The following is a 12,504-nucleotide window of genomic DNA, read 5'->3' on the forward strand; positions in this document are numbered from 1 at the left end:
TCAATCTCGACGGCGGCAACGACCAAACGGGCCTTGGACATGAGGACACCTCGCGATCACTGGGCTGTCCTCTATGTCGGGAGACATCCGTCCTCGATGTCAATGAATCACAGACCTCCGCCCGCACCCTGGCGTCCTCGTCGCCCTGCCGTGCACGGATGTGCCGAAATCGGCTGATCTTGATTCTGCGACCAGGGGATCGCATCCGCCTCGTTCAGCGAACAACTGTTTAGTGAATTTCCAGCGCGGGTAGTCGGACCAGAACCGCGCCTCAGCCGATGCGCGGTGATCCGACAAAGACGTTGGGACGACGTATGGGTTCTACGCTGCACAGCCTCACTCGATGGAGCAAGTCGCCCACTAAGGGCGTCACTGCTGCTAAGTCCTGGGTCAACGTGCCACGAGGACTCGCCGCCCGTGCGACCACTCCATTGCTGCCGGACGACTACCTCAAGATGCTCAATCCCCTGTGGTCGGCGCGCGAGCTGCGTGGCCTCATCGTCGACGTGCACCCGGAGACCGCGGATTCGGCGACCGTGACCATCAAACCCGGGTGGGGCTTCTCCGGAAAGTACCGGCCGGGCCAGTACGTCGGCATCGGTTTACGGATCGACGGACGGTGGCATTGGCGCTCGTACTCGCTGACCTCAGTTCCCCAGCGCGACAACAAGAACATCACGATCACCGTCAAGGCGACGCCCGAGGGTTTCCTGTCCACTCATTTGGTCAACGGCGTGGAACCGGGCACCATCGTGCGGCTGGCGACTCCGAAAGGAGAGTTCGCACTGCCCGACCCGCCACCGGCGAAGATCCTGTTCGTCACGGCCGGCAGCGGGATCACGCCGGTGATGGCCATGTTGCGGACCCTGAAGTCCAGGGGGCACGGTGCCGACATAGCGCACGTTCACTCGGCGCCGACGGCGGACGACGTGATTTTTCACGACGAGCTGCGCGAGCTCGAAAGCAGCGAGCCCGGGTATCGACTTCACTTGCACCTCACCGAAACTGCGGGCCATCTCGATTTCGGCGACCTGACCGGGATCGTGGCTGACTGGAAGGAACGCCCTACGTGGGCCTGCGGGCCTCCCGCTCTCCTCGACACCGTCGAACGCGCCTGGAAGGACGCGGGTTGCGGCGACCAGCTGCATATGGAGCGCTTCACTATCGCGGCCACCGACAAGGGCGGCGAAGGCGGCACCGTCAACTTCGCGATATCCGATAAGACAATCGAAATCGATGGTGCCACATCCCTTTTAGAGGCAGGAGAGAAAGTCGGCATCCAGATGCCGTTCGGCTGCCGGATGGGCATCTGCCAAACCTGTGTGCTCCCACTGGAGGCGGGGCATGTGCGCGACTTCCGGTCCGGAACCGAACACGGCGAGGGTGACCGCATCCAGACGTGCATCTCGACGGCATCCGGCGACTGCACGCTCAAGATCTAAGGAGGAATCCGATGGCTATTACCGACGTAACGCAGTACGCACATCTCAGCGACGAGGACGTAGAGGCGCTCGGGCGCGAACTCGACGCGATCCGCGCCGATATCGAGGAGTCCCGCGGCGAGCGCGACGCCCGGTATATCCGGCGAGCCGTGCACCTGCAACGAACATTGGTCGTTGGTGCTCGAATCTTGTTGATGGCCAGTCACAATCGGTACGCCTGGTTTGCCGGGACGGCGATGCTGGGTACCGGCAAGATCATCGAGAACATGGAACTCGGCCACAACATCACGCACGGTCAGTGGGACTGGATGAATGATCCGGAAATCCATTCGACCGAATGGGAATGGGACACAACATCACCAAGTGTGCATTGGAAGAAGTCGCACAACTTCATCCACCACAAGTACACCAACATCGTCGGCATGGACGACGATGTCGGTTACGGCATCATGCGGGTCACCCGCGACGAGCCCTGGGCGCGGTGGATGATCGGCAACCCGATCTACAACCTGCTGCTGGGCACTCTGTTCGAATGGGGTGTGGCGGCACACGGGCTGGAGCTTTCCCGGGTCCGCAGACACGAGAAAACGTGGGCAGAGGTGCGCAAGGACTTGCGCATCATCCTCAAGAAGATCGGTAAGCAGGTCGGCAAGGACTATGTCATCTTCCCCGCATTGGCCGGACGCAACTGGAAGCACACGCTGCGGGCCAACGCGGTCGCCAACCTGATTCGCAACTACTGGTCCTACATGGTGATCTTCTGCGGTCACTTCCCCGACGGCGCAGAGAAATTCACTAAGGAAGAGTTCGAGAACGAGACGCAAGCGCAGTGGTACCTGCGCCAGATGCTCGGTTCGGCGAACTTCCACGCCGGTCCGGTGATGGCTTTCATCAGCGGCAACCTGTGCTATCAGATCGAGCACCACCTCTTCCCGGATCTGCCGAGCAATCGCTATGCCGAGATCTCGGTGCGGGTGCGCGAGCTGTGTGAGAAGTACGACCTGCCCTACACCACCGGATCGCTTGGCCGGCAGTACTGGCAGTCGTTCTGGACGATCCTCAAGCTCGCCCTGCCCGACAAACTGCTCAAGGGCACGCCCGACGACGCGCCGGAGACTCATTCCGAATTGAAGTTCCGCGTTCGCGAGGGGCTGCGGGACAGCTTCGTCGACCCCGCGACCGGCAAACGTCGGGGCCTGCGCACCGCCCTGCGCGAACTGCAGGGGACACGAGTCGCCGCCTGACGCGCGGCTGCTCCTACGACCGCGCCTCGACCACCCTCGTGGCTTTCAGCTATGGTAAGGCAACCCTTAGTTTGAGCCGAGTCACGACCAGGGTGGAGAGGACCGCTGATGGCCCGCGGGTTTCAGGGCGCGATATTGCGCGGATTCGGCGCGCGCGATCACATCGCAACCGTGCTCGAAACCGTGCACATCGCACCGCATTTCGTGCGGGTACGGATGGAGTCGGCGACCCTGTTCGAAGACGTCGAGGCCGAGCCCGCCGCGTGGCTGCGGTTCTGGTTCCCCGACCCGGCCGGATCGGACACCGAGTTCCAGCGCGGCTACACGATCTCCGAGGCCGATGCCACGACGGGCCGCTTCGCGGTCGACGTCGTATTGCACGAACCCGCCGGCCCGGCATCGACGTGGGCCCGCACCGTCGCGCCCGGCACCACGATCGCGGTGATGTCGCTGATGGGCTCGTCGCGGTTCGACCCGCTCGAAGAGCAGCCGGCCGGCTACCTGCTGATCGGCGACTCGGCATCGATCCCCGGGATGAACGGCATCATCGGCACGATTCCCGACGAGGTGCCGATCGAGATGTACCTCGAGCAGCACGACGACCACGACACGGCGATCCCGATCACCGACCATCCGCGGCTGCGGGTGCACTGGGTACCTCGCAGGGACGAGAGATCGCTAGCCGACGCCATCGAGTCCCGCGACTGGTCGAACTGGTATGCCTGGGCGACACCCGAGGCCACCACGCTGAAGAACGTGCGTAAGCGACTGAAGGAAGCCTTCGGCTTTCCCAAATCTGAGGTCCACGCGCAGGCGTACTGGAGCGCCGGGCGCGAAATGGGCACCAGCCGAGGCGGTGAGTCGCAGACCCCCTCGGCACCCGCCGACGAGGCGACGCCGGAAAGCGTTGCGGCACAGCCCGAGACACTGGCGGCCGCCGGTGACAAGGTGACGGCGAACCTTGGCAACTGGCGCGCTCAGGCCGCGGGCCGGTTGCTCGCGCCGCTGCGTGCGGCGCTGATCCTCTCCGGTGTGCTGCAGGCCGTGATCACACTCGTGCAGCTCGCGCCGTTCGTGTTGCTGGTCGAGCTCGCCCGGCTCCTGGTGACCGGCGCCGACGCCTCGCGATTGTGGGATGTGGGAATCGCGGCCGTCCTGCTGCTGGGGCTGGGCACCGTGCTCGGCGCTGGCCTCACTCTCTGGCTGCACGTGATCGATGCCCGGTTCGCCAGTGCGCTGCGCTCGCGGTTGTTGGGCAAGATGTCGCGGCTGCCACTGGGCTGGTTCACCGCACGTGGATCGGGCGCGATCAAGCAGCTGGTCACCGACGACACCCTGTCGCTGCACTATCTGGTCACGCACGCGATCCCGGACGCGGTCAATGCGATCGTCGCGCCGGTGGCGGTGCTGGTTTATCTGTTTGCCGTCGACTGGCGGGTGGCGCTGGTTTTGTTCGGGCCGGTGCTGGTCTATCTCGTGATGGCTTCGGCGTTGTCGATCCAATCTGGTCCGAAGATCGCGCAGTCGGCGCGCTGGGCCGAAAGAATGACCTCCGAGGCCGGTGCCTACCTCGAGGGTCAGCCGGTGATCCGCGTCTTCGGTGGTGCGGCGGCGTCGAGTTTCCGGCGACGGCTCGACGAGTACGTCGGATTCCTGGTTGCCTGGCAGCGTCCGCTGGCCGGCAAGAAAACCGCGATGGATCTGGCCACCCGCCCGTCCACCTTCCTGTGGCTGATCTCGGTCATCGGCACCCTGCTCGTCGTCACGCACCGGATGGATCCGGTCAACCTGCTGCCGTTTCTGTTGCTGGGCACCACCTTCGGTGTCCGGCTGCTCGGCATCGCCTACGGGCTCGGCGGCATTCGCACCGGCATGCTCGCCGCGCGGCGCCTGCAAATCGCGCTCGACGAGCACGACCTCGGGGTGACCGAGCAACCGGGCGCGGCGGGCGGCGACTCGGTGGCCACCGTGGTGTTCGACCGGGTCGGCTTCAGTTATCGCCCGGGGGTTCCGGTGATCGGAGACGTATCGCTGGAACTGCGCCCGGGAACGGTGACCGCGCTCGTCGGCCCGTCCGGATCTGGCAAGTCGACGCTGGCGGCTCTGCTGGCCCGGTTCCACGATGTCGAACACGGCGTGATACGTGTTGGGGGACAAGACATCCGGTCACTGACCGCCGATGAGCTCTACATGCGGGTCGGGTTCGTGCTGCAGGAAACACAACTGGTGAGGGGCACCGTCGCGGAGAACATCGCGCTGGCCGTGCCGGATGCCACCCGCGAACAGATCCAGGCCGCCGCCCGCGAGGCGCAGATCCACGACCGGATACTGCGGCTCCCGCAGGGCTACGACACCATGCTGGGCGCGGATGCCGCACTCTCGGGCGGTGAGCGCCAACGCCTCACCATCGCCCGCGCGATCCTCGCCGACACTCCGGTTCTGATCCTCGACGAGGCCACCGCGTTCGCCGATCCAGAGTCGGAATACCTTGTGCAGCAAGCACTTAACCGGCTGACCCGCGATCGGACCGTGTTGGTGATCGCACACCGGCTGCACACCATCACCCGGGCCGACCAGATCATCGTGCTCGATCACGGACAGGTCGCCGAACGCGGCACCCACGAGGAGTTGCTCGCCGCCGACGGGCGGTATCGGCGGTTGTGGGATACCGGTCGGGGCACTGCGGTGGCCGCGACCGGCGCGGCGGGGGAGGGCGGGCGATGATTCGCACCTGGATAAGCCTCGTTCCGGCGCGCAGCCGCGCGAAGGTGACCGCCTACGGCATCCTCGCGCTCATCTCCGTCGTCGTGCGCGCTGTCGGCGCGGTCCTGCTCGTCCCGCTGGTGGGCGCACTGTTCAGTGACGCACCGCAGCGTGCGCTGGCGTGGCTGGGCTGGCTGACCGTCGTGACCGTGACCGGATGGATCGTCGACAGCATCACCGCGCGCACCAGCTTCGACTTGGGTTTCGCGGTGCTCGACCATTCGCAGCACGACGTGGCCGACCGGTTGCCGGGGGTGCGGCTGGACTGGTTCACCGCCGACAACACCGCGACGGCCCGCCAGGCGATCGCGGCCACCGGACCGGAACTGGTCGGCTTGGTGGTCAACCTGCTGACACCGCTGACGACGTCGATTCTGCTGCCCGCGGTCATCGGCCTGGCGCTGTTGGGAATCTCGTGGCAGCTCGGTGTGGCGGCGCTGGCCGGTGTGCCGCTGCTGCTTGGCGCGCTGTGGGCCTCGCTCCGGTTGACCCGGCGCGCCGACGCGGCGGCCGGCGACGCCAATACCGCACTCACCGAACGGATCATCGAGTTCGCGCGGACCCAGCAGGCGCTGCGGGCCGCGCGGCGGGTCGAGCCGGCCCGCAGCCTGGTGGGTTCCGCGCTGGGCGAGCAACACCGCGCGACAATGCGCCTGCTCGGCATGCAAATCCCCGGCCAGCTGCTGTTCAGCGTCGCCAGCCAGCTGGCCCTGATCGCGCTGGCCGGCGCCACCACGGCGCTGACCGTGGACGGCACGCTCACTGCGGCGGAGGCGGTTGCCCTGATCGTCGTGATCGCCCGCTACCTGGAGCCGTTCACCACCGTCAGCGAGCTAGCACCCGCGCTGGAGAGCACCCGCGCCACCCTCGACCGCATCCGCGACGTGCTCACCGCGCCGGCCGTGGCGTCGGGCGCCGCCGACCTGCCGGACACCACATCCGCCCCGCGCATCGAATTCGACGACGTCGCCTTCGGTTACGACGGCGCCGGTGCGCCGGTGCTGGACGGGGTCAGCTTCGCGCTGGAGCCCGGAACCACGACGGCAATCGTGGGGCCGTCGGGCTCCGGGAAGAGCACCATCCTGGCGCTGATCGCCGGATTGCACCAACCGACCCGCGGCCGTGTGGTCATCGGCGGCGCCGACGCCGCCACGCTGAACGCGCCGGCACGCCGCGGCGTCAGCAGTGTCGTGTTCCAGCACCCGTACCTGTTCCACGGCACGATCCGCGACAACGTCCTGGCCGGCAATCCGACCGCGGGCGAGGAGCAGTTCGGCCGGGCGGTCGCGCTGGCCCGGGTCGACGAGTTGATCGACCGATTGCCCGATGGCGCCGACACCGTCGTCGGCGAGGCCGGCTCGGCGCTGTCCGGTGGCGAGCGGCAACGGGTCAGCATCGCGCGGGCGCTGCTGAAGCCCGCTCCCGTGCTGCTGGTCGACGAGGCGACCAGCGCTCTGGACACCGAGAACGAGGTTGCGGTGGTCGACGCGCTCACCGCCGACCCGCAGGCGCGCACCCGCGTGATCGTGGCCCATCGGCTGGCGAGCATCCGCCACGCCGACCGCGTGCTGTTCGTGGACGACGGGGGTGTCGTCGAGGACGGGTCGATCGACGAATTGCTGGCTGCCGGTGGCCGATTCAGCGAATTCTGGCGCCAGCAGCACGAGGCTGCCGACTGGCACATAGTCGCTGAGTAAGTCGCCGATTAGGCCACAGCGGATGGCACTTGCGGTATGTCTTACAGTTGAGCGGTCGGTCAGCTGGACGAGTCCTGGAGGCGTGGTTGCGTATGAGTGCTGTGGTCTCGATTCCGCGGTACCCCGGCGACGTGACACCCGCATGGCTATCCGCCGCACTGAGCGAACGGCACGCACCGGTCGACGTGTCCGGAGTCGACGTGGTGGCCATCGGCACCGGCCAGACCGGGGCGACCTATCGCGTGACGGCCCAGTACGCCGCCGATCCCGGTGAGCTGCCGCAGACCTTCGTGATCAAGCTGCCCGCCCAGGACGACACCGTGCGCGACCGCGTCGTCATCGGCTACCGCAGCGAATGCGCCTTCTACACGTCGGTGGCCGACCGGGTGCGGGTGCCCACCCCGAGTTGCTACTACTGCCAGATCACCGACGACGCCATGGAATACGCGCTGCTGCTGGCCGACCAGTCACCCGCGGTGCAAGGCGATCAGATCGCCGGCTGCGGCGAGCGCGAGGCGCGGTTGTCGGTGCTGGCGCTGGCCGGGCTGCACGGGCCAAGCTGGTGCGACCCTTACTGGCTGGATCTGCCCGGGCTGGCATTTCCCCGTCCGGATGACGACATGGCCAAGGGCCTCGGCGAAGTCGCGAAGGTGAGTGCCGACATCACCCTGGAGAAGCTGGGCGACCGGATGAGTGCTGAAGATCGCGAGACCTTCACCACGACAATGGGTTTGGTGACACCATGGCTGTCGTACGAGCGGGAGCGGTTCGCGTTGCTGCACGGTGACTACCGGCTGGACAATCTGCTGTTCGATCCGCAGCGTACCCGGGTGAGCGTGGTCGACTGGCAAACGCTCGGTGTGGGTCTGCCGGCGCGGGATCTCGCGTATTTCACGGCGACGAGCCTTAATTCGCAGCTTCGATCCACCGTCGAGCAAGACCTCGTCGACGACTATCATCAAGCGCTGCTGGGTTACGGCGTCACCGGCTACGACCGCGAAACATGTTGGCGCGATTACCGACTCGGGATGCCTCAGGCGTTGCTGATCTCAGCCCTGGGCTTCGCCTTCGCGACCTCGACCGAACGCGGTGACGACATGGTGCTGGCGATGCTCAGTCGTGGCTGCCAGGCCGTCCGCGATCTGGGGACGCTGGAACTGCTCGGCTGAGGCCGGTTATCGGTTGAACCGGCCGTCGAGATACTCGGCCCGGCACGCGTTGCGGGCGAGTTTGCCGCTGGTGGTGCGCGGAATCGCGCCGGCGGCAACGAGTCGCAGGTGGGCTACCCGAACCTGATGCTCGCGTGCGACCGCCGCCCGCACCGCCGCGGCGATCGCCTCCGGATCCGCGCGCCCGACACCCGCGGCGCGTTCCGCGACGATGACAAGTTGCTCGGCCGAGCCACCGTCGGAGACCTCGGCCGGTACGGAGAACGCCGCCACGTAGCCGGTCCGGATGGCCGGCGACGAATCACTGACCGTGGTTTCGATGTCGTGCGGATAGTGGTTGCGACCGTCGATGATGATGAGGTCTTTGATCCGGCCGGTGAGGTAGATCTCGCCGTCGATGTATACGCCGAGATCGCCGGTGGCCAGCCAGTAGCAGTTGTCCGGCGCGCCCTCGGCATGGCTGCCCTGCTCGAGGCGGGACTGCAGCTTGTTGCCGAACGTGCGCTGCGACTCTTCCTCGCGCCCGAAGTAGCCGCGGGCGATGTTGTTGCCGTGCAGCCAGATTTCGCCGACCCCGTAGTCCGGCACCTCGCCACCGTCCGGGCTGGCGATCACGGCCCACAGATCGCGGAACGGATGGCCGCAGGACACGTAAGCAACCGCACCCTCGGCGTCCGGCTCGACGATCACCGCGCGGCCGGCGGCGAGTTCGGTGCGATCCAGGTAAACCGCCTTGTACCCGGAATGCGGGTCAGTGCTGGCAACTCCGAGCGTCGCCTCGGCCATCCCATAGGACGGTTTGACCGCGGTCGCGGGCAGTCCGTAGGGCGCGAAGGCGTTGGTGAATTTCTCGATGGCGGCGATCGTCACCGGCTCGGAGCCGTTGAGCAGGCCGACCACGTTGTGCAGGTCGATGTTGGCGCCTTCGGGGGGCAGCCCGCGCTCGGCGGCCAATTCGAAGGCGAAATTGGGTGCGGCGGCGAACGTCGGGCCGTTGGCGGCTTCCGCGCTCAATTCCTTGATCCACCGGAACGGCCGGCGCACGAAGGCCATGGGATCCAGCAGCGTCAGGTATTCGCCACCGCACAACGCCGGGAACATGATCATGATCAGGCCCATGTCGTGGTAGAGCGGCAGCCAGCTGACGCTGTGCGTGTTTCGGTGCAGGTCGCCGGCCAAGATCATCTGCAGCACATTGGTGCAGACGGCGCGATGGGTGACCTCCACGCCGGCCGGGCTGCGGGTCGACCCCGACGTGTACTGCAGATACGCGATGTCGTCGGTGCCGATCGTCGGCTCGACGAACATCGAGGCCAGCGACGCCGGGATCGCGTCGACCGCGATCAGTCGCGGGCGCCCGGCCACTGGGTGCGCGCGCAGCGACTCCCGGACGGACTCGGCCGCCGCGGTGGTCGTCAACACCACGGCGGGGCGCGCGTCGGCCAGCACGGCCGTCAACCGCTCGGTATGGCCGGCCAGGGTGGGAGCGAACAGCGGAACCGCGATGTTGCCGGCATTGACGGCGGCGAAGAACGAGGCCACATACTCAAGACCCTGCGGCGCCAGGATCGCGACGCGATCGCCGGGCTTGGCAACCTGCTGGAGGCGGGCGCCGATCGAGCGGACCTGGGTCCACAGCTCGTTCCAGCTCAGTTCGAGGACGCGGCCGTCCTGCTCTTTGGCGTAGTCGATGAATCGGTAGGACGGACGGTCGCCGAATGCCGCGCGGTTTTGGTCGAAGAACGACGTGAGCGTCAAACCGTCCGGCAGGACGATGGAGCCGTCGGCGAGGACGTAATCATTAATGTCAGCTGCTAGTGGCTTAGCAGCGTTAATCGACAGATGGGGCCGTCCCATGTGGAGAGAATAAGTAACGCTCTTAGTCTTTTGCTCCACCGGGTGGGTGTGTCGCCCAGGTCGTTCAATAACGATGTGATGTATATCACATTACGGCGCCGTTATGAGCAGCCCAGTCGGGCCGCCGGCAAACGGCTATGTCTGCCGTTGTCGGGATGAAAGGTATTGGGGCACTTCGTAGCTCGGGATGAGGTTGCGGCTACCGATGTTCGCGCGTTGGGCACCGATCGCGAGCGCGGTGCCAGATCTCGGGTGCGTTGGCCCACGCGTCAGTATTGGCTCGACCCCTGATCCACCCGGATCTGGGCCGCGGTCACTTTGCGCGACTCGTCGCTGGCCAGCCAGCAGACGGCGTCGGCGATCTCTTCCGGTTCGGCAACCCAGTCGGGCAGAAACGGCGTCAAGACATGCGCCAGCTGGGGGTTGGTTTCCATCGCCCTGGCCACCGCCGCGACCATGTCGCCGGAGCCCATCTGCGTGTTCACCGGTCCGGGGTGGACGCTGTTGACCCGGATCGAGTGTTTGCCCAGTTCGGCCGCGAAGGCCCGGGTCAGCCCGGTGACGGCGTGCTTGCTGGCCGTGTAGTGCACCATGAACGGCTGCTGCTTCGCCCCGGCCGCCGAGCTGATCAGAATGATCGAGCCGCCGCGCCCGCCTTCGATGATCTTGTCCGCGCCGGCCATCACGGTGTTCCAGGTGCCCGTCACGTTGATGTCCAGCACGTGGCCAAAGTCTTCGGGCGTGATCTCGTTCCACGGCTGCGGGGCCGCGACCCCGGCGTTGGCCACGATGATGTCCAGACGTCCGAATGCGGCGACGCCGTCGTCGACGGCCGTGCGCAGCGCTTCCAGGTCGCGGGTGTCGACAACCGAGGCAAGGATGCGACGGTTGGTTTCCTCAACCAGGCGAACGGTTTCGGCCAGGTCTTCTTCCGTCGCCGGATCGTAGGGCACGCAGGACGGCAGCTTGCCGGCGATGTCGACGGCGATGATGTCGGCGCCTTCGGCGGCCATGCGCACGGCGTGGGCGCGGCCCTGGCCGCGCGCGGCTCCGGTGATGAAAGCGACACGCCCCTCGAGCTTGCCTGCCATTAACGCTCCTTCGTCGTGGCTCGCCCGGCCGCCCGGACCAGGTTCGAACCGATGATCAGACGCTGAATCTCACTGGTGCCCTCGTACAGCCGCAGCAGGCGCACGTCGCGGTAAATGCGTTCGACGGCAACCCCACGCATGTAACCACTGCCACCGTGAATCTGCACCGCGAGATCGGCTACCCGCCCGGCCATTTCGGTGCAGAATAGCTTCGCCGACGACGGCGCCACCCGGCGGTCCTCATCAGTCACCCACAGCCGCGCGGCCTCGCGGACCAACGCCCGTCCGGCCATTACCTCGGTCTGCTGGTCGGCGAGCATCGCCTGGACCAACTGGAAGCTGCCGATCGGCTCACCGCCCTGCGTCGCACTGGCCGCGTACGCGACGGACTCGTCGAGCGCGCGCGTTGCGGCGCCGACCGCCAGCGCGGCGATGTGGACTCGCCCCCGTGCCAGCGAAGTCATCGCGGCCCGATAACCGACGTCTTCGCTGCCACCGACAAGCGCATCCGAGCCGACGCGAACATCGGTGAAGTTGACGTCCGCCGTCCACGCGCCTTCCTGGCCCATCTTGGCGTCCTTGACGCCCACCTCGACGCCCGCGGTATCGGCGGGAACCAGGAACACCGCGATCCCCGGGCCCTGGTCGTCGGCCGGGCGGGTGCGTGCGAACACCACGAATAGGTCGGCGACGGGCGCGTTGGTAATGAAGCGCTTCTGACCGGAGATCACCCAATCGTCATCGACTCGGCCGGCTTTGGTGCGCAAGCCGGCCGGGTTGGATCCGGCGCCGGGTTCGGTCAGTGCGAACGATGCGACCACGTCGCCGGAGGCTATCGGTTCCAGCCAGCGGGATTTCTGTTCTTCGGTGCCGAATCCGACCAGAACTTGCCCGGCAATGCCGTTGTTGGTGCCGAACATCGAACGAAGGGCCAGCGAGGTGTAGCCCAGCTCCATCGCGAGCTCGACGTCTTGCATCAGGTTCAGGCCAAGGCCACCCCATTCCTGGGGAATCGCGTAGCCGAACAAACCCATCTTCTTGGCTTCGTCGCGCAGGTCGTCGGGGACGCGATCCTCGTCGAGGATCTCCTGTTCCCGGGGGACGACCGCAGTGCGCACGAATTGCCTTGTCTGAGCGAGGATCTCGCGGAAGTCATCGTCGCTGACTGCCACGGATTCGGCGGTGGCCATGATCAGACACTCCTCTCCCGAGCCGGGATACCCCGTTCCAGGGCAGGATCT

8 protein-coding genes are annotated in these 12,504 nt (G+C 66.5%); 5 read left to right on the forward strand and 3 right to left on the reverse strand.

Features of this window, described 5'->3' with window-relative positions; all coding sequences use genetic code 11:
- Positions 1–314: 314 nt before the first annotated feature.
- The 5 genes from AAHS21_RS22705 (at position 315) to AAHS21_RS22725 (ending at position 8,315) form a co-directional block, all read left to right on the forward strand.
- On the forward strand, positions 315–1,442 hold the full coding sequence (locus tag AAHS21_RS22705; protein ID WP_342929807.1) for a ferredoxin reductase: 1,128 nt from the start codon (positions 315–317) through the stop codon (positions 1,440–1,442).
- Positions 1,443–1,453: 11 nt separating this feature from the next.
- A complete protein-coding gene (locus AAHS21_RS22710) occupies positions 1,454–2,686 on the forward strand; it encodes a fatty acid desaturase (RefSeq protein ID WP_342929808.1) in 1,233 nt (410 codons plus the stop codon).
- A gap of 108 nt (positions 2,687–2,794) precedes the next feature.
- Entirely contained in the window at positions 2,795–5,410 is a 2,616-nt protein-coding gene (locus AAHS21_RS22715; protein ID WP_342929809.1) for an ABC transporter ATP-binding protein/permease, read from the forward strand.
- Entirely contained in the window at positions 5,407–7,146 is a 1,740-nt protein-coding gene (locus tag AAHS21_RS22720) for an ABC transporter ATP-binding protein (RefSeq protein WP_342929810.1), read from the forward strand. Before AAHS21_RS22715 ends, AAHS21_RS22720 begins: the two co-directional genes overlap by 4 nt.
- A 92-nt stretch (positions 7,147–7,238) precedes the next feature.
- Complete coding sequence (locus AAHS21_RS22725; RefSeq protein WP_342929811.1) at positions 7,239–8,315, forward strand: phosphotransferase; 1,077 nt, start codon at positions 7,239–7,241, stop codon at positions 8,313–8,315.
- A gap of 6 nt (positions 8,316–8,321) precedes the next feature.
- Here the strand turns inward: AAHS21_RS22725 and AAHS21_RS22730 are convergent, their stop codons facing one another.
- From AAHS21_RS22730 to AAHS21_RS22740, 3 genes are all read right to left on the reverse strand, one after another.
- Positions 8,322–10,172 (reverse strand): fatty acyl-AMP ligase, encoded by a 1,851-nt coding sequence (locus AAHS21_RS22730; RefSeq protein ID WP_342929812.1) that lies wholly within the window; start codon positions 10,170–10,172, stop codon positions 8,322–8,324.
- Positions 10,173–10,441: 269 nt separating this feature from the next.
- Complete coding sequence (locus tag AAHS21_RS22735; RefSeq protein WP_342929813.1) at positions 10,442–11,263, reverse strand: mycofactocin-coupled SDR family oxidoreductase; 822 nt, start codon at positions 11,261–11,263, stop codon at positions 10,442–10,444.
- Positions 11,263–12,453: an acyl-CoA dehydrogenase family protein gene (locus AAHS21_RS22740; RefSeq protein ID WP_342929814.1), complete on the reverse strand. Its 1,191-nt coding sequence runs from the start codon at positions 12,451–12,453 to the stop codon at positions 11,263–11,265. The genes AAHS21_RS22735 and AAHS21_RS22740 overlap by 1 nt, the downstream gene beginning before the upstream one ends.
- Positions 12,454–12,504: the final 51 nt, after the last annotated feature.

Source organism: Mycobacterium sp. 050272, assembly GCF_039023525.1.
Lineage (GTDB): Bacteria > Actinomycetota > Actinomycetes > Mycobacteriales > Mycobacteriaceae > Mycobacterium.

What these genes read in the sequence shown, in the direction of transcription:
- AAHS21_RS22705 (WP_342929807.1), top strand. Translation starts at nt 315, where the DNA reads ATGGGTTCTACGCTGCACAGCCTCACTCGATGGAGCAAGTCGCCCACT.
- AAHS21_RS22710 (WP_342929808.1), top strand. Translation starts at nt 1,454, where the DNA reads ATGGCTATTACCGACGTAACGCAGTACGCACATCTCAGCGACGAGGAC.
- AAHS21_RS22715 (WP_342929809.1), top strand. Translation starts at nt 2,795, where the DNA reads ATGGCCCGCGGGTTTCAGGGCGCGATATTGCGCGGATTCGGCGCGCGC.
- AAHS21_RS22720 (WP_342929810.1), top strand. Translation starts at nt 5,407, where the DNA reads ATGATTCGCACCTGGATAAGCCTCGTTCCGGCGCGCAGCCGCGCGAAG.
- AAHS21_RS22725 (WP_342929811.1), top strand. Translation starts at nt 7,239, where the DNA reads ATGAGTGCTGTGGTCTCGATTCCGCGGTACCCCGGCGACGTGACACCC.
- AAHS21_RS22730 (WP_342929812.1), bottom strand. Translation starts at nt 10,172, where the DNA reads ATGGGACGGCCCCATCTGTCGATTAACGCTGCTAAGCCACTAGCAGCT.
- AAHS21_RS22735 (WP_342929813.1), bottom strand. Translation starts at nt 11,263, where the DNA reads ATGGCAGGCAAGCTCGAGGGGCGTGTCGCTTTCATCACCGGAGCCGCG.
- AAHS21_RS22740 (WP_342929814.1), bottom strand. Translation starts at nt 12,453, where the DNA reads ATGGCCACCGCCGAATCCGTGGCAGTCAGCGACGATGACTTCCGCGAG.